This is a genomic window from Faecalibacterium sp. Marseille-Q0746, from assembly GCF_017377595.1.
In the GTDB taxonomy this organism is placed as follows: Bacteria; Bacillota; Clostridia; order Oscillospirales; family Ruminococcaceae; genus Faecalibacterium; species Faecalibacterium duncaniae.
In genome coordinates, this window is the sequence record NZ_JAFREI010000004.1 from 117,517 (window position 1) to 135,017 (window position 17,501).

A 17,501-nucleotide genomic window follows, 5' to 3' on the forward strand; every position below is an offset into this window, starting at 1 on the left:
TCCGTCAGCGCTAACGCGCTGCCACCTCCCCCAAAGTGGGAGGCCTTGGCATTCCCCGCAGAGTTTGCGGTTTTGTCAAAAGCTCTCCCTTCGGGAGAGCTGGGCGCGAAGCGGCCTGAGAGGGTGAGCCATTTCATTCCAATCCAGCCGTCTCTTCAAAACCCAGCATCAGATTCATACACTGGACTGCCGCGCCGGACGAGCCCTTGCCCAGATTATCAAACAGGGAGACCAGCATCATCTGATCCCCGGCGGCGTTCACGGTGCTGTACAGCTCCATGCGGTCGGTACCGGCCATGGCATTGGAATACAGGCCGTTCTCGGGCAGCGGCTCGTTCAGGGCGTGCACCTTGATGGTGGCGGCATCCCTGTAATACTCCGCCAGCCCTGCGGCCACCTTTTCGGCACCGCCCCAGACCGGCTGGAAGGGCACCAGCACCTGCATCCCGCTGTAATAATCGCAGACCACAGGCACAAAGGCGGGCGGGTTTGCCAGCCCGCTGATCTTCTGCATCTCGGGCAGATGCTTATGGGCAAGGCTCAGACCGTAGCTCTTGGGTGCATCCAGCTTGCTGTGGGCCGGACGGTCGGGGCTTTCGTAATCGGCGATCATCTTTTTGCCGCCGCCGGAATAGCCGGAAATACCGGTGCAGCTGTAGAAATCACCCGCTCCGGCAAGGCCCAGCTCCACCAGAGGCCGCATGATGCTGATAAACCCGCTGGCATAGCAGCCGGGCACCGCCACGCGGCAGGCATTTTTGATCTTTTCCTTCTGGCCCCTGAGTTCCGGGAAGCCGTAGACCCAATTGGGATCCGTGCGGAAAGCCGTAGAAGTATCCAGCACCTTGACATCCGGACGGAGCAGGGGCATGACCTCTCTGGAGGCGGCATCCGGCAGGCAGAGGAAGGCGAGGTCAGCCGAATTGATGACCTTTGCCCGCTCGTTCACGTCCTTGCGGCCCTCCTCGGAGATGGAGAGCAGTTCAATTTCGGGCCGGGCGGCCAGACGGTCGGCAATGCGCAGACCCGTGGTGCCTGCGGAGCCGTCGATAAAGACCTTTACGCTCATGCGTTGTTCGCCTCCCATGCGGCCAGCTGGTCCATGGCCAGCCGGATCTGGTTGTTGACGCTTGCCTCGCTGGGGCCGCCGTAGCTGGTGCGGCCCTCACAGCATTTGATGAGGTCGATGGCATCATAGATATCGTTCTCGAACAGGGCGCTGTAGCCCTTGAATTCGTCAAGGGTCAGTTCCTCCAGGGTCTTATCCTTTGCGATGCAGTCGGAGACCATGCAGCCGGTCAGCTTGTAGGCATCCCGGAAGGGCATCCCCTTCTTGGTCAGGTAGTCGGCGCAGTCGGTGGCATTGATAAAGCCCTTGGCGGCAGCGCGGCGCATGTTGGCAGGCAGGGTCTTCATGGTGTCCAGCATGGGGGTGACGGTCTTGAGGCACAGCTCCAGCGTATCCACTGCATCGAAGATGGCTTCCTTGTCCTCCTGCATATCCTTGTTGTAGGCCAGAGGAATGCCCTTCATCATCACCAGCAGGGTGTTCAGGTCGCCGTAGACGCGGCCGGTCTTGCCGCGGATCAGCTCGGTGACATCGGGGTTCTTCTTCTGGGGCATGATGGAGGAGCCGGTGGTAAAGGCATCGTCCAGCTCGATGAACTTGAACTCCCAGCTGCACCAGAGGATGATCTCCTCGGAAAGGCGGGACAGATGCATCATGCAGATAGAGATGGCGTTGGCCAGCTCGATGCAGAAGTCACGGTCAGAAACGCCGTCCAGGCTGTTGGCACAGGGTGCGGCAAAGCCCAGCTTTTCGGCGGTGAACTGACGATCCAGCGGGTAGGTGGTACCGGCCAGAGCGCCGGAGCCCAGCGGGCACTGGGCATCCATGCGGGCGGTGGCATCCTCAAAGCGCTGCAGGTCACGCAGGAGCATGGAGGCGTAGGCCATCAGCGCATGGCCAAAGGTGATGGGCTGGGCGCGCTGCAGGTGGGTGTAGCCGGGCATGACAGCGGTGGTATTCTCCGCGGCCTTCCTGCAGATGACCTTGATGAGCTCCACGATGTAAGCCTGCAGGGTGTGGCTGTAGTCCCGCAGGGTCAGGCGGATATCCAGCGCCACCTGATCGTTGCGGCTGCGGCCGGTGTGCAGGCGCTTGCCTGCATCGCCGATGCGGGCGGTCAGGGTCTGCTCCACGAAGGTATGCACATCCTCGGCGTTGGGGTCGATCTCCAGCGCACCGCTTGCCAGATCGTCGGCAATGGAGGCCAGCCCGCTGAGGATATCCTCGCAGTCCTTTTCGGAGATGATGCCCTGCTTGGCCAGCATGGCGGCGTGGACCCCGCTGCCGCGCATATCCTGCGCGATCATCCGCTGGTCAAAGCGGATGGAGGAGTTGAAATCATTGACGCGCGAATCGACCGCCTTGGAGAAGCGGCCCTTCCAGAGTTGTTCTGCCATAATATTCTTCCTTTTCTGATAGGCGGCTCGCCCTCTCCGTCATTGCTTGCGCAATGCCACCTCTCCCAAAGGGAGAGGCTCTGGCGCAACCGAGAACTTCACGGCTTGACCGGAAACTTTGCCGCTATGCCAAGGGCTCTCCCTTTGGGAGAGCTGTCACCGTAGGTGACTGAGAGGGCGAGGATGTTTATCTTGTAAATAAAAACAGCTAAAAACGGCAAAGCCGCCGCAGGGGAAAGCGCTCCTGCGGCGGTGCCGCCGGCAACTATGCCGGTTTTGGAACTCCGTTGTGAAAGTGTAGAAAACACACCGGAGAGAAAGTTGGCTTTGTGTGATCCCGGTGGATCAGCCGCTTAGTCCTCGATCTTCGGCCAGCTCTTGGACAGCTTTGCGCGCTCCTTGATGGACAGGCCGAACAGGTTGATGAAGCCTGCTGCATCTGCCTGGTTGTAATCCTCGTCCTCACCAAAGGAAGCGGTCTGCTCATCGTACAGGGTGAACGGAGAGGTAACACCAGCGTTGATCATGTTGCCCTTGTACAGCTTCAGCTTCACATCGCCGGTCACGGTCTTTGCCAGGCTGTTGGCAAAAGCATCCAGAGCCTCACGCAGCGGGGTGAACCACTGGCCGTTGTAGACGATATCGGCATACTTCTGTGCCAGCTGCTCCTTGAGGTGTGCGCTCTCCTTATCCAGGGTGATGGTCTCCAGAACATTGATGGCCTTGTACAGGATGGCACCGCCGGGGGTCTCGTACACGCCGCGGCTCTTCATGCCCACCAGACGGTTCTCCACGATATCCAGCAGGCCGATGCCGTTCTCGCCGCCCAGCTTGTTCAGGTACTCCACCAGCTCCACAGCGCCCATCTCCTTGCCGTCAACGGCAGTGGGAACGCCCTTTTCAAAGTGGATGGTCACATAGGTCGGGGTGTCGGGAGCCTGCTCGGGGCTGACACCCAGCTCCAGGAAACCGGGGTGGTTGTACTGGGGCTCGTTGGCGGGGCTCTCCAGATCCAGGCCCTCGTGGCTCAGATGCCACAGGTTCTTGTCCTTGGAGTAGTTGGTCTCGCGGTTGATCTTCAGGGGGATGTGGTGAGCCTCGGCGTAGTCGATCTCCTCGTCACGGCTCTTGATGTCCCACTCACGCCAGGGAGCAATGATGGCCATATCGGGGCACAGGGCCTTGAGGGTCAGCTCAAAACGCACCTGATCGTTGCCCTTGCCGGTGCAGCCGTGGCAGATGGCATCTGCGCCTTCCTTGATGGCGATATCGGCCAGAGCCTTTGCAATGCAGGGGCGTGCAAAGCTGGTGCCCAGCAGGTAGTCCTCGTACTTTGCACCAAACTTCAGGGTGGGGAAGATGTAGTTCTCCACAAAGTCCTTCTTCAGATCCAGGACGTACAGCTTGGAAGCGCCGGTAGCCTTGGCCTTTTCCTCCAGGCCGTCCAGCTCGGTGCCCTGGCCCACGTCACCGGAAACGGCGACGACTTCGCAGTTGTTGTAGTTTTCCTTCAGCCAGGGAATGATGATGGAGGTATCCAGACCACCGGAGTAGGCCAGCACGACTTTTTTAATGTTTTCCTTTTTCATAATAAACGCGCTCCTTTTAATAAAAATACACTTTTGTACCCTGATGCGCACTTTCCCTTCGCATCCTCTGTCTTTGATTCGCGGTTGATGCTTTTATTATACACAGCGCGGCTTTTCCGTCAATGCTGAAAACTGCCAAACATGCCGCGCGTTTGCGGCAGGATTTGTTACACTTTGTATGTTTATGCAATATTATTTGTTTATATTCAAATTTTATGCAGTTAAAATGTATATATGAACTGCAAAAAAGCGCCCCGAAGGACGCTTTCTTTATGCCTGGTACCTTCCCAGGATCTCCTCCACCTGTTCCTGTGTCAGCGGGTGGGTGGGCTCCGGCTTTTCATTGCCCCTGCGCAGGGGCAGCCACCAGGTGGACAGGCCCAGCCAGCCGAACTTATAGGCGGTGTGGGGCTCACGGCCCACGCAGGTGAAGCCCAAGCGGGCATGGATACGCTCACTGGCGGGGTTGGGGTCTGCCACAAGGGCGTAGACATTCCAGTAACCCATCCCGTCCAGAATATCCAGCAGGGCGCGGTAGAGGGTATCCCCCACACCAAAGCCCCGGGCATCGGGGGCACAGTAGATGGTGCTCTCCACAGCCCAGTCGTAGGCCTCCCGGGGGTGGTAGCGGTGGGCGCAGGCGTAGCCCAGCAGCTTACCGTCCCCATCCCGGGCCAGCAGCAGAGGGATCAGCGCACGGGTGCTGTCCACCCAGTCCTCATACTCCGGCAGGGAAGAGGGCGTTACCTGAAAGGTGGCGGTATGGTGCAGGACATACCAGTTGTAGATGTTCAGGATCTCCGCCGCATCGGCCCGGGTGGCCAGCGAGAGCCGGGGCAGATTCTTCTCAGCCCATTCGGCGCACAGGGCTTCCTTCTGCGCCTTGGTCAGTTTTTTCAGGGCTGCTTCCCGGCGCAGGGCGGCATATCTGTCTGTGCACCGTTCCAGATACGCGAACCGCTGTGCCCCCAGCGCACGGGTGCACTTGGCCCCCTTCCCGCTCTTGTGGGCGTGCAGGCGGCTGGCCGGGTCATTTGTCCAGCCCGTGTAGAGTTGGCCGCCTGCGCAGCGCACCATATAGACATAGGCCCGCTCCGTCTTCTCCGCTTCCCCGCTCATATCACAGTCTCCCGTTGTTTTTCAGCACCTGACGGCAGGCGGCCAGCGCCGTCTCCTTATCCTTTGCGGTGATGAGGAACCGGCTGGCGTGGCAGAAGCTGATGCCCTCGATGCCGCTCTTCTGCTCAATGATCTCCTGCGGCTGGCCCGCCCAGCTCTGGGGGAAGGGCAGCTTCGGCTTTTTGGTCTTGTGGTCGGTCACGCACTGGGCACTCCACCCGCCGCGCTGGCTGGGGTAGATGACGAAGAGGGCATCGGTCTTGTACAGGCCATTCTTCCAGGGCAGGTAGCAGGGCAGGATCACGATGCCGTCCCGGGAGTTCTTATAGGCCTGCTGCACTTTCTCATCGGCGCGGTTCACGGCGTTCGCGCTCTCGATCTGGTTTTCCAGGATCTGCTTTGCCACAGCCACCGCCTTGAAGAAGCAGGTGTCCTGATCCTCCTTGGAATCCCACACCGGGTTGAAGAAGCCGATGGCATCGCACAGGCTGTTCTGCTCGCCGGTGTTATCGTTCAGGTCAAGAGGCTGGATAAAGTTTTCATCGATGAGCCGGGCCTGACGTTCCCCCACCAGCCCCGGGCCCAGCACCCGCCACAGCAGACCGAAGGCCGCATAGGGGATGCCGTTGGCGCGGTACTCGCGGGGCTCCTGATGGTGATCGAACATGCCAAAGCCGATATCGTACACGATGCCGTCGAAATCGTCCGGCACCACAAAGCCGCGGGTGATCCTGATGTCCGGCCGGATGATCTGCAGCAGCGCCGTTGCAAACACGTCGTCCGCATGGAACTTGCCGGCGTGGGTAAATCCGTTTGCAGGAATTTTCATAACAGCAATACCTCGTTCTCTTTCTTTGGGAACAGTATATCACATTCTGAAGCAGGGGACAAATTTTTGTGCACAACAAAGACCCGCCGGGCAGCATACGCCACACAGCGGGTCTGAAAGGAGGAAGTGCCGTTTCAGGGCACCTTATGAGAAGCGTGTGTTACAGGACGATGGGTTTCTCCGGGTCGAGCTCCAGGTTTTCGCCGTTGGATTCGATCACGCGGCGGTACCACTCGTAGCTCTTTTTCTTGTAACGTTCCAGCGTACCGGAGCCGTCGCTGTTCAGGTCCACATAGATCATACCGTAGCGCTTTTTGATCTCCGCCGTGGAGCAGGAGATCAGGTCAATGCAGCCCCAGCTGGTATAGCCCATCACGTCCACGCCGTCGTGCAGCGCTTCGCTGACCTGCACCAGGTGGTCGTTCATGTAGCGGATGCGGTAATCATCCTCCACCGTAAAGCTACCGTGGCCGTCCGGCACCAGGGTGTCGTTGGCACCCAGGCCGTTTTCGGCAATGAACAGGGGCTTGTGGTAGCGGCTGTACAGCCGGTTCAGGGTGTAGCGCAGGCCCTTGGGGTCGATCTGCCAGCCCCACTCGCTGACCTTGGAATACGGATTGCGCTTGAGGGTGGGGACCATGTTGCTGCCGGTGGGCTCGCCCAGCGAGTGGTCAGCGGCGGCGCAGTTGCTGGAATAGTAGCTAAACGAAACAAAGTCCACAGTGTGGGTCAGGGCTTCGCGGTCCTCATCGCTGATCTCCAGTTGCACGCCCTTTTCCTCAAACACGCGCTTGGCGTAGTAGGGATAGGCACCCAGGGCCTGCACGTCCGAGAACAGGTACACCTCGTTGTCCAGCTCCATCACCTCGATGATGTCATCGGGGTTCGGGGTGAGCGGGTAGATGGTAACGGCCAGGATCATGCTGCCCACCTTGTACTCCGGGTCGATGCTGTGGGCCAGCTGCACAGCCTTGGCGCTGGCCACCAGCTCATAGTGGATGGCCTGATACAGCTGCTGGTTGCTCAGCTGGGCCTTGGGGGTCAGGATGGCACCGCTGACAAAGGGCTGGTGCAAAATGGAGTTGATCTCGTTGAACGTGATCCAGTACTTCACCTTGCCCTTGTACCGCTCAAACAGGACCTGGCAGTATTTCAGGTACAGGTCGATCATGATGCGGTTGCTCCAGCCGTTGTACTTGCGGGCCAGGGCCAGGGGCGTTTCGTAGTGGGAAATGGTGATGAGCGGCTCGATGCCGTACTTGTGGCACTCGTCAATGACATCATCGTAGAACTTCAGGCCCGCCTCGTTGGGCTGTGCTTCCTCGCCGGTGGGGAAAATGCGGCTCCACGCAATGGAAAAGCGGTAGACCTTGAACCCCATACCCGCAAAGAGCTTGATGTCCTCTTTGTAGCGGTGGTAGTAATCAATGCCTTTCAGCTTGAGGTTGTCGGGGGTCGGCTCCTCGGTGATGACCTTGAAGCCCTTGGGCAGCACATCCTGGATGGACAGGCCCTTGCCATCTTCCAGATAGGCACCCTCGCACTGATTTGCGGCCGTTGCGCCGCCCCAGAGGAAATTTCTCGGGAAATACATACAGGTTCCTCCCTAATGTTGCAGCGTCCGGGGATCAGTTCTTTTTCTCGTCACGGAACAGGACGAACGAGACGATAAAGGCCACCACAAAGGCAATGGCTGCACCGGCGCAGGCATAGTAGAAGTTGGCCATGGGGGTATCCAGTCCAATGTAGCTGGGCAGGGTCAGCAGACCGGGAGAGCCGCCGGAGTAGTTCTTGGTGTTCATCAGGCCCATAAAGAAGCCGCCCACGCCGCCGCCAGCCATGGCTGCGATCATGTTGGTGCGGATCTTCATGGTAACGCCGAACAGGACCGGCTCGGTGATGCCGCAGACGGCGGTGATACCGGTGGCGGAGGTCAGCTGCTTGAGTTCGGGGTCCTTGGTCTTGATGGAAACGGCCAGAGCAGCAGCGCCCTGTGCCACGTTGGAGGCCAGCTGGCCCGGATAGATGATGGTGTCAAAGCCGATGGTCATACGGTTGTTGATGCCAATGGGGGTCAGGGCGTGGTGGGTACCTGTCATGACCAGGAACGGCAGGAACACGCCGACGATGGTGGGCACCAGCCAGGGTGCCAGGGTGCTCAGGCCATTGATCACCGCGGCCAGGGCGTTGGAGACCACATAGCCCACCGGGCCCAGCACACACAGGGTGGCAATGCCGCAGATGAACATGGTCAGCAGCGGAGCGGTAAAGAAGCGGATGGCTTTGGGGGAGATGCGGGTAGCCCAGGGTTCCACCTTGGACATCAGCAGTACGCCCAGGATGATGGGGATCACGGACGAAGAATAGGAGGCGTTATAGATGGGCAGCATGAAGATGGTGATGGCCTCGCCGCTTTCCTTGGAGGCAGCCACCAGGTTCACAAAGCTGGGGTGGATCAGGATGCCACCCAGCATCATGGCCAGGTAGGGGTTGCAGCCCAGCTTTTTCGCCGCCGAGTTAGCCAGCAGGATGGGCAGGAAATAGAACGTGGCATCGCCCATGAAGTTGATGACCTGGTAGGTGCTGGACGTATTGCTGACCAGCTTGAACGCCACCAGGATGGCCAGCACGGCCTTGATCATGCCTGCTGCGGTCAGCGGGGGCAGGATGGGGGTAAAGATGCCGGTCAGGGTGTCGATGACACGGTCGTACCACTTGCCCTTGGGGGCGGGGGCTGCGGCGGCAGGGGCGGTGCCCAGCATCCCGCTGAGCTTCTCGTACACCTGCGTGACCTCGGCACCAATAATCACCTGATACTGGCCGTTTGCCTGGGCAACGCCCACAACACCGGCCAGGCCCTTGATGGCATCGGTATCGGCTTTTGATTCATCTTTCAGGTTAAAGCGCAGACGGGTGGCACAATGGGTGGCGTTGCTCACGTTTTCGGCACCGCCCACCAGGCTGAGGATCTGTTTTGCCAATGCGCCGTAATCTTCTTTTTTTGCCATTTGCAATTCCTCCATGATGGTTTGATCCGGGGTGATCCGGAGCCTGCTGCGCAGAAGCTCTGCGTCAGCCACACCGGGCAGCCCGCGGATCGCGTTGAGGTCGATCACACTGCGGTCCTTTACGGTAACGGACAGACAGCCGCTGCGGAAATCACACAGGCCTATGTTTTCTTTTCCGCCGGCCGGAGCAGCCAGCTGCTCCAGGAACTGTTTACGATCCATGGCAGAGGACCTCCCTCTCGGTCAATATCTTCTGAACCGCCCAACGCGCGCCATTGGGTGGATTCATGCAAAAAGGTGGGCAGGGAAGCGGGCCGGTTCAGGCCTCGTTCTTCTCCTGCAGGCGGGTGATGTGCAGCATGAGGTACACGATCTCCTCATCGTTGCACTGCCAATTCCAAGTGGCCCGGAAATAGTCCGCAATAGCGCGGGCACATTGATACACCTGCGGATAGTCCCGCCGCATCTGGGCCAGCATCCCGCTGATCCGCTCCTCCACCTGCCTGCCGGAGGCAAGCCGCTGGACGAGGTAGCGCAGATGCATGGAAAACCGGGAATACGAAAAGCTCTCTTTGTTGAGCGTAATAGCAAGCTGTTTCTCCACGATGCCGTCCACGTCTGAAAGGGCCTTGAGCGTCATCATCATGGAGTGCATATCGCCCGCTTCCGCCTCGGCGTTGATGAGGTGGAGGGCAATGTTCACCACCTCGCTGTCTGGCAGCTTCAGCCCGGCTTCCCGCGCCAGCAGCTCCCGTGCCTGTTTGGCCAGCTCTGTCTCCTTGGGGTACAGGTGGCGCACATCGTAAGCCAGCGGGGTCGAGATCTCGATGCCCTTGCGCAGCCGCTCCGCCGCAAAGTTCAGGTGGTCGGCCAGGGTAAAGGGCAGGTTTGGGTTCAGCGCACAGTCCAGCTCGATCTCAGCCCGCTCCGTGATCTCGGCGCAGGCCAGCACCAGCGGGCGGGGCAGATCGGCCGCCATGCCAAAATATTTGGGGTTCACGTCGTAAAACGTTCGCTCGATGCGGGAAAGATCCGTCAGCTCGTAAGGCATTTTGGGGAACCCGACCCCCCGGCCCAGCACCACCAGCTCCTTGCCGTTTCCGTCCAGTGCCAGGGCGGCATTGTTGTTGATCTGTCGGATGATTTTCATACCGTTCTACTCCCTGCATCGAATTTTCGGACAAAAAGAAAAACCCCGAATGCAGCAGCTCACACTACTCCCCTTGTTTTAGAAAGGGAATTCGATGCAAGTAGCGCCTCCGAGGAGTAACGTCTTGTTTTTACAAATTTATAATACCAAAGGTTCTTTGCTGTGTCTATTCGCACGATGGCCAAAAAAATGCCCCGATTTTTGTGCACCGTGGAAAAACAGGGCAGCAAAAAACCGCCGGGCAGGTGTTTTCCTGCACGGCGGCTTTGGGTTCAAATCAAATTTTCAGGCGCTCACTTTTTCCGGCTGCGCGTCTTGGTCACGGCCTTGGTGGGGGTCTTGGTCACAGCCGTGGTGGGCTTCACGGCGGGGGAGAGGTTCGGCTTTTCGGTGAGGGTGGTGGTGGGCTCGCCCAGTGCCAGCACCTCGGCCAGCTCCTTCTGCACCTTGGCGTTGATGGGGTCGTTCACAGCCAGCACATCGGAGTAGAACTGCTCCATCTCTTCGCGGGTGGAGAAGGTTGCAACGTACATCTGGTTGCCCATGGCACCAGACAGGGCCTCAGGGATGCGGTCCACCATCCGCATATTCTTCTGGTACTTCTGCATGATCTGCTCATGGCTGTACACAAAGTTTTTGCCATCGCGGCGGCCTGCAAAGGGGCAGTAGTAGTGCTCGCCCACCGGCATATCCGTGCCGCCGAAGGCGATCATATCTGCCCAGATCTTGTACACGTTGGTGGAGCGGGCAAAGTTGATCATATCCGGGGTAAAGCCGCCGCAGGGGCGCATATTGACCTCCAGCGCCACGAGCTGGCCCTTTTTGCCCATGCCGGCCTGATCCTCGGTCATGCGGAAGAACTCAAAGTGGACGAATCGGCTCTTCACGCCAAAGCTCTTGACGGCGGCACGTCCGGCGGCGCGGGTATCCTCGGGCAAGTCCTTGATGATATAGTAGATGGAGTTATCGTTGTCGTTGACGATGTCCATGATGGACACCGGGCTGACGTTGCCCGCCTCAAAGATGGGGTTGCCGCTGCCGTCGATGATGGCATCGTAGCTGTTGACCTCGGCATGGACGAACTCCTCCATGATGTAGGAGAGGTCGGGGTGATAGGTGCTCTTGTAGAGCAGGAAGCGCTTCAGCTCCTCATCGCTGGACAGCTTATGGGTATCGGAGGCACCCACACCGTTGTCCGGCTTGACCACCACCGGATAGCCCACCTCGTTGATGAACTTCCTGCAGCCCTCCAGGTCGTCTACCATGTGGTAACGTGCGGTGGCGATGCCGGCCTTCTGGTAATACTCCTTCATCTTGCTCTTGTACTTGATGCGGGGCATATCCTCGGTCTGGAAGCCAGACTTGATGTTGAAGTCCGTGCGCAGGGCCGCATCCCGCTCCAGCCAGTACTCGTTGTTGGATTCCAGCCAGTCGATGCGGCCATACTTGAAGGCGAAGAACGCCACCGCCCGGTAGACCTCGTCATAATTCTCCAGACTGCCGACCTTGTAGTATTCGTTCAGGCTGTCCTTCAGCTCCGGCTTCAGCTCATCATAGGGCTGGTCACCGATGCCCAGCACGTTCATGCCGTCGTTTTTCAGCTCCCGGCAGAACTGCCAGTAGTTGGTGGGGAAATTGGGGGAGATAAAGATAAAGTTGCTCATGGTTTTTGATTCCTCTTTCTTGTTCACGTCCTCGCCCTCTCCGTCATTGCTTCGCAATGCCACCTCCCCCAAAGTGGGAGGCCTTGGCAGTCCCTGCAAAGTTCACGGTTTTGCCAAAGGCTCGCCCTTTGGGAGAGCTGGCAAAGCCGCAAGGCTTTGACTGAGAGGGTGAGCCGCCTTATCCTAGAATATAAGGCATATAATATACGGCCTGCTGATACCACCAATCCCAGTCGTGCTTGACATCATAGCCCCACAGGTCCACCCAGACAGGGATGCCTTTCTGCTCAAAGATCTGCTTGAGCTGCCGGGTGGTATCGGGCTGCTCCCAAGCGCCCTGACCGCAGCAGATGACCGCCTTCCTGCTGCGGTAGAGGTCCATATAGGGGTGATCGGTGGGGAAGTTGGCCATATAGTCCACGGGGGAGTTCTGGTAGACCACCTCGTCCATGTAATCGCCAAAGCCGTATTTTGCGGTGTAGATGCCGCTGAGGGCCAGACAACCATCGAAAAGATAGGGGAACCGCAGGTAGAGGTTGACGGCATGGGTCGCGCCCAGGCTGCAGCCAAAGGCGATCACGCCGGGGAGACCGTCCCAGCCGTTGCGCTCCTTGGCGATATACTGGATCTTGGGCACAACTTCCTCCACGATGTAGCGGATCCACTGCTCATAGCGGCGGATCCGCCAGTAGGGATCGCCGTTGGTGTCGGACCAGGTCTCCTGATCGATGGTGTCGATGGAGATGACCATAATCTGCCCGGATTCGATCCACGGTGCCAGCGTACCGGCCATGTGGAAGTCCTCAAAGTCGAAGAAACGGCCATCCTGACAGGGAATAAAGAGCATGGGGCGGCCTGCGTGGCCGTAGACCTTGCACTCCATCTCCCGGCCCAGTGCGGGGCTGTAATCCTTGAAGTATTGTGTTTCCATGTAGTTCCCTCCTCTATAAAAAACCTCTCAGGCGCTCCGCGCCTCTCCTACCAGGAGAGGTGGCATCCCGAAGGAATGACGGAGAGGTTCAATCCAACTCGTACATCAAAGTATGGAACACGAACGGCAGCTGCTTTTCCCAGCTGGCTTCGCTGTGGGTGCCGCCGGGCACCAGGCGGCTGGTCAGGTGGATGCCCCGGACCATGATCTTGCTGCACATCTCGGCAAATTCCCTGCGCATCCCCTCGTGGCTGCCCATCTCCTGGGAACCGTAGTCCATGTAGAGCACCGTGCCGGGCTCCAGCTTTGCGCGGCCCACCAGACCGCTGAGCTTTTCAGGAGACACCCAGATCGACGGCGACAGGGCTGCCGCGCGGCTGAAGGTATCGTTATACTGCAGCAGAGCATACAGGCTCATCAGGCCGCCCATGGAACTGCCGCCGATGAACGTGTGCTCCCGGTCCGGCAGGGTGCGGAAATTGTGGTCAATGAAGGGCTTGAACCGGTGGATGAACCAGCTCATGGTCGCCTGCCCCTTGCCGTCAAAGTGGCCATAGGTCGGGTCATCGAAGCGGTAGGGCGAATACTCCACAAGGCGCTCGTTGTTGGGGCCTGCATTGCACTCCACTGCCGCCACGATGAGCGGGGTATCGGTATAGTCCAGATAATCCGCCACGCCCCAGCTCTTGCCGTAGGTGGCATCCGCATCAAAGAACACATTCTGGCCGTCGAACATATACAGCACCGGATACCGGCGCTCCGGGTCGGCTTCGTACATGGTGGGTAGGTAGACATACACCCGGCGCTGCTCCACGCCGTTCACCGCAGGATAGCTGACGCTCCATTTTTTGACCATATTCCAGTTCCCTCTCGTTTCTGTTTTTCTGCACATAGTCTAGCACTGTGCAGGCGGAAAAGCAATCGGGGAACAAAACCTATGATACGGCAAACGCCGCCCGGCGGCATTCCCACCCGGCGGCGTTTGCAAAAATTCTGAACAGAGAGAAGCGCGGGAAGGATCAATACTTCTTCTCAACCGGAACGATCCAGCCCTTGGTATCGGGGATCTTGCCCCACTGCATCCCGGTCATGGTGTCGTACAGCTTCTGGGTCACAGGGCCGATCTTGCCATCGCCAATGTAGGCGTGCTCGCCCTTCCAGACCAGCTCCTTGACAGGGGAGACGACTGCGGCGGTACCAGTGCCGAAGACCTCTTCCAGCTTGCCCTCGCGGGCGGCCTGCATGATGTCCGCAATGGCCAGCTTGCCCTCGATGACATCATAGCCCCAATCCTTCAGCAGCTCGATGCAGCTGCGGCGGGTAACGCCGGGCAGAACGGTGCCGACGGTTGCAGCGGTGTAGACCTTGCCGTCGATCTTGAACATGATGTTCATGCTGCCGACTTCCTCAACGTACTTCTTCTCCACGCCATCCAGCCACAGCACCTGTGCGTAGCCCTGCTCCTCGGCCAGCTCACCGGCCTTGATGGAAGCAGCGTAGTTGCCGCCGCACTTGGTGAAGCCGGTCAGACCGGGGGCGGCACGGATGTATTCATCCTCAACGTAGATGCGGACGGGGTTGATGCCCTCGGCGTAGTAAGCGCCGGAGGGAGCACAGATGATGCAGAAGATATAGTGCTTGGAAGCGTGCACGCCCAGACCCACATCGTTTGCAAAAACGAAGGGACGGATGTACAGGGAAGCACCATCGGTATGGGGCACCCAGTCGCGCTCCACGTCCACCAGAGCCTCAACAGCCTGCACAAAATCCTCTTCCGGGATCTTGGGGATGCACAGACGGTCGGCGGAATCCTGGAAACGCTTTGCGTTGCAATCAGGGCGGAACAGCTGAATGGTGTCATCCGCGGTGCGGTAAGCCTTCATGCCCTCAAAGATCTCCTGCGCATAGTGGAACACCACCGTGGCCGGGTCCAGCGGGAAGGGTGCATAGGGGACGATGCGGGCATCGTGCCAGCCCTCGCCCTCGGTATAATCCATCACAAACATGTGGTCGGTAAATTTCTTGCCGAAGCCCAGTTTGGTCTCGTCCTGAGGCTTCTCCTTGGGAGAAGTGGTACGAGTGATCTTGATATCCAACATGATATATTTCCCTCTTTTCTGATCTCACACAGCAGATTTTGCGCGGCACGCGCCCGCACCTGAAATGCCGAATGTTGTTTTCTATTATAGTAGCATGAGCCGGATTTGCAAGGAAACGCAAAATCTTTCATGTTTGGGGGCTGTAAGTTGTCGCAAATTGTGATAAAATGAAAACATAAGCCCTCTCAGTCAACGCCGATGGCGTTGCCAGCTCCCCCAAAGGGGGAGCCCATTGCGGCTTTTAGATTTTGGTTTTGCGAAAACCTTTCCCAAGAGGCAAAACAGCCTCTCCCTTCGGGAGGGTGGCATTGCGAAGCAATGACGGAGAGGGTTATAATAAAAGGAGTTCTACCATGATCAACGGCGTGATTTTTGATATGGACGGCCTGATGTTCGACACCGAGCGGATGTGGGCCACTTTCTGGAAACCGGCACTGGCGGCGCTGGGTCTGGAGTACAAGGAAGGCCTTGCCGAGGCTGAACGCGGCACAGCAGGCGAAACTTCCCGTAACATCGTGCGGCAGTTCTACGGAGAGGACTGCGATGCCAACGCCATCATCGACAGCCTGCACCGGGTGGCCGATGAGGAGTTCCAGAAACCGGTGCCCAAAAAGCCGGGGCTGGACGAGCTGCTGGCCTGGCTGGATGCCAACCACATCCCCATGGCAGTGGCCTCCTCCAGCCGGGTCCATGTCATCGAGGGCAACCTGAACAACTGGGGGCTGACCCACTACTTCAAGGCGCTGGTATCCGGCCAGCAGGTCAAACACTCCAAGCCCGACCCGGAGATCTTCCTGCTGGCGGCGGAAAAGCTGGGCACCGCCCCCGCCCACACGCTGGTGCTGGAGGACAGCTACAACGGTGTCCGCGCCGGTGCCGCCGGGGGCTTTGTCACCGTCATGGTGCCCGATCTGCTCCCCGCCGACGATGAAATGCGCGGCCTGTATACCATGGAATGCACTAGCCTGAACGAGGTGCTGGCCAAGCTGAAAACGGGAGAATTATAATTGAGGGAAAGCTCCGCAAAAGAGTTCCCTGTTCCGGTGTTTTATTGTCTCCCGTGTTATGTTATAATAAAAGAAAAGAAAAAAGGAGACATCCCCCATGAAAATCGCAATCCCTTATGAAAGCGGTATGGTATTCCAACACTTCGGCCACACGGCAGAGTTCAAGTTCTACGAGGTCGAAAACGGACAGGTGACGGCCAGCGAGGTCGTTTCCACCAACGGGCAGGGCCACGGCGCACTGGTGGGCTTTCTGGCCCAGCACAATGCCAATGTGGTGTTCTGCGGCGGCATCGGCCCCGGGGCACAGAATGCCCTTGCACAGGCAGGCATCCAGCTGTTCGGCGGAATCAGCGGCCCGGCAGACGCGGCAGTAGCAGATTATCTGGCCGGAAAGCTCCGCTTTGACCCCAACGCCCATTGCGACCACCACGACCACGACGAGGGCCACCATTGCGGTGAGCATCACTGCGGCGGGCACTCCTGCGGCCAGTAACCCATAATATCACAAAACCCCGGAGCGATGCATCACAGCAAACGTTCCGGGGTTATTTTATGCCTTAGAAGAACCGGCAGAAGCCAGGGCAGTGCCGTGAGCGCTCGGCCTCATCTCGACAGCATTTTATTGGGACACAAAAGAGATACTCTCGGTCTGCTTCGATGCGGCCGGGCGGGGCGGATCTGCTTTGGTCAGCATCTGCTGGAATTTCCGCGCCGCCGTGTTCAGCGGGCGGTGGCGGTCGTAAACAAGGCAGATCGAACGGGTCGGGATGATCTCCTGCAGATGGATCTGCACCAGCTCGCCACGCTCCAGGCTATCCCTCGCCATGGGTTCCGGCACAAAGGCAAGGCCCAGCTCGCTTTTGACCAGCGTGAGCATCTGGTCGGTGGTGGCAGCTTCCGTATCCGGCTTGAGGACCGCGCCGTGATCCAGGAAGAACTGCCGGTACAGGCTGCGGGTCACGCTCTCGTCGCTGAGGGAGATGAGGGGATAGCTGCGCAGCTCTTTCAGGGTCAGGCTCTGACTTGCCAGCGCGGTGAAGGTCCTGCCACCCACCAGCACCTCGTAAAACGGCTTCAGCTCCACCATTTTCAGCCCCGACTCGATCTCCGCCGGGGTGCTCACAATGGCAAAATCCACCTCGCCGTTCTTCACGGCCTGCACCGCCTGCGGGGTGGAGTGGTTCGAGATGCGCAGCCGGATGCCGGGATATTCGGTATGGAAATCCCGCAGCTTTTTGGAAAGATAAATGTTGAGCGCCGTCTCGGTGGCGCTGATGCTGATGGTTCCGTGCTCCAGCGTGGCACTGGCGCTCAGCTCCTCCTCGGCATCCTGGATCTGCACCGCCGCCGAAGCGATGCGGGAGTAGAGCATCTCGCCCTCCGGTGTCAGGGTCACACCCCGGTTGGAGCGGATGAACAGCACGCAGTTCAGCTGGCTTTCCAGTCGGTTCATCGAGTGGGTGATATTGGGCTGGTTGTTGCCCAGAACCCGCGCGGCCTTGGTAAAGTTCTGATACTTCGCCACATAATAGAAGATCTTGTAATACTCCCAATCCACATACATGATATGCCCGCCTCCTCCATGTAAAAATCGCATTGCTGCCTTGTGCAGAATACTTTTTGCACATTCTATTCCTGC

The 17,501-nt window shown here is 58.7% G+C and carries 15 protein-coding genes; 2 read left to right on the forward strand and 13 right to left on the reverse strand.

Going from position 1 to position 17,501, the window contains the following annotated elements:
* Positions 1–133: 133 nt before the first annotated feature.
* The 12 genes from argC to J3351_RS04045 form a co-directional block, all read right to left on the reverse strand.
* Complete coding sequence (gene argC / locus J3351_RS03990) at positions 134–1,069, reverse strand: N-acetyl-gamma-glutamyl-phosphate reductase (protein WP_156062424.1); 936 nt, start codon at positions 1,067–1,069, stop codon at positions 134–136.
* Entirely contained in the window at positions 1,066–2,466 is a 1,401-nt protein-coding gene (gene argH, locus J3351_RS03995; protein ID WP_005928872.1) for an argininosuccinate lyase, read from the reverse strand. Before argH ends, argC begins: the two co-directional genes overlap by 4 nt.
* A 353-nt stretch (positions 2,467–2,819) precedes the next feature.
* On the reverse strand, positions 2,820–4,055 hold the full coding sequence (locus J3351_RS04000) for an argininosuccinate synthase (RefSeq protein WP_005928879.1): 1,236 nt from the start codon (positions 4,053–4,055) through the stop codon (positions 2,820–2,822).
* Between the two features lie 270 nt (positions 4,056–4,325).
* Complete coding sequence (locus J3351_RS04005; RefSeq protein WP_207697176.1) at positions 4,326–5,174, reverse strand: GNAT family N-acetyltransferase; 849 nt, start codon at positions 5,172–5,174, stop codon at positions 4,326–4,328.
* Between the two features lies 1 nt (position 5,175).
* Positions 5,176–6,003, reverse strand: coding sequence for an MYG1 family protein (locus J3351_RS04010; protein WP_156066706.1), 828 nt, complete (start codon positions 6,001–6,003; stop codon positions 5,176–5,178).
* Positions 6,004–6,163: 160 nt separating this feature from the next.
* A complete protein-coding gene (locus tag J3351_RS04015) occupies positions 6,164–7,597 on the reverse strand; it encodes a glycoside hydrolase family 1 protein (RefSeq protein WP_207697177.1) in 1,434 nt (477 codons plus the stop codon).
* Positions 7,598–7,631: 34 nt separating this feature from the next.
* Positions 7,632–9,233, reverse strand: a complete 1,602-nt coding sequence (locus J3351_RS04020) for a PTS transporter subunit EIIC (protein ID WP_242699298.1) — start codon at positions 9,231–9,233, stop codon at positions 7,632–7,634.
* Between the two features lie 97 nt (positions 9,234–9,330).
* Complete coding sequence (locus J3351_RS04025) at positions 9,331–10,161, reverse strand: PRD domain-containing protein (protein ID WP_207697178.1); 831 nt, start codon at positions 10,159–10,161, stop codon at positions 9,331–9,333.
* 293 nt (positions 10,162–10,454) lie between these two features.
* Positions 10,455–11,882: an acetyl-CoA carboxylase biotin carboxylase subunit family protein gene (locus tag J3351_RS04030; RefSeq protein ID WP_374222230.1), complete on the reverse strand. Its 1,428-nt coding sequence runs from the start codon at positions 11,880–11,882 to the stop codon at positions 10,455–10,457.
* 121 nt (positions 11,883–12,003) lie between these two features.
* Positions 12,004–12,756, reverse strand: a complete 753-nt coding sequence (locus J3351_RS04035; protein WP_156059159.1) for an esterase family protein — start codon at positions 12,754–12,756, stop codon at positions 12,004–12,006.
* An 88-nt stretch (positions 12,757–12,844) separates the two neighbouring features.
* Positions 12,845–13,612 carry an alpha/beta hydrolase gene (locus J3351_RS04040; protein WP_097769825.1) on the reverse strand — a complete coding sequence of 256 codons (768 nt, stop codon included), beginning with the start codon at positions 13,610–13,612 and terminating at the stop codon, positions 12,845–12,847.
* Positions 13,613–13,775: 163 nt separating this feature from the next.
* A complete protein-coding gene (locus J3351_RS04045) occupies positions 13,776–14,855 on the reverse strand; it encodes a branched-chain amino acid aminotransferase (RefSeq protein ID WP_156062429.1) in 1,080 nt (359 codons plus the stop codon).
* Between the two features lie 353 nt (positions 14,856–15,208).
* Here J3351_RS04045 and J3351_RS04050 point away from each other — a divergent pair, with 353 nt between their 5' ends.
* Both J3351_RS04050 and J3351_RS04055 read left to right on the forward strand, forming a co-directional pair.
* Positions 15,209–15,862, forward strand: coding sequence for an HAD family phosphatase (locus J3351_RS04050; protein WP_156074173.1), 654 nt, complete (start codon positions 15,209–15,211; stop codon positions 15,860–15,862).
* Positions 15,863–15,959: 97 nt separating this feature from the next.
* On the forward strand, positions 15,960–16,355 hold the full coding sequence (locus J3351_RS04055; protein WP_207697179.1) for a NifB/NifX family molybdenum-iron cluster-binding protein: 396 nt from the start codon (positions 15,960–15,962) through the stop codon (positions 16,353–16,355).
* A gap of 126 nt (positions 16,356–16,481) precedes the next feature.
* On the opposite strand, the gene J3351_RS04060 is transcribed toward J3351_RS04055, so the two are convergent.
* A complete protein-coding gene (locus J3351_RS04060) occupies positions 16,482–17,426 on the reverse strand; it encodes a LysR family transcriptional regulator (protein ID WP_207697180.1) in 945 nt (314 codons plus the stop codon).
* Positions 17,427–17,501 lie beyond the last annotated feature (75 nt).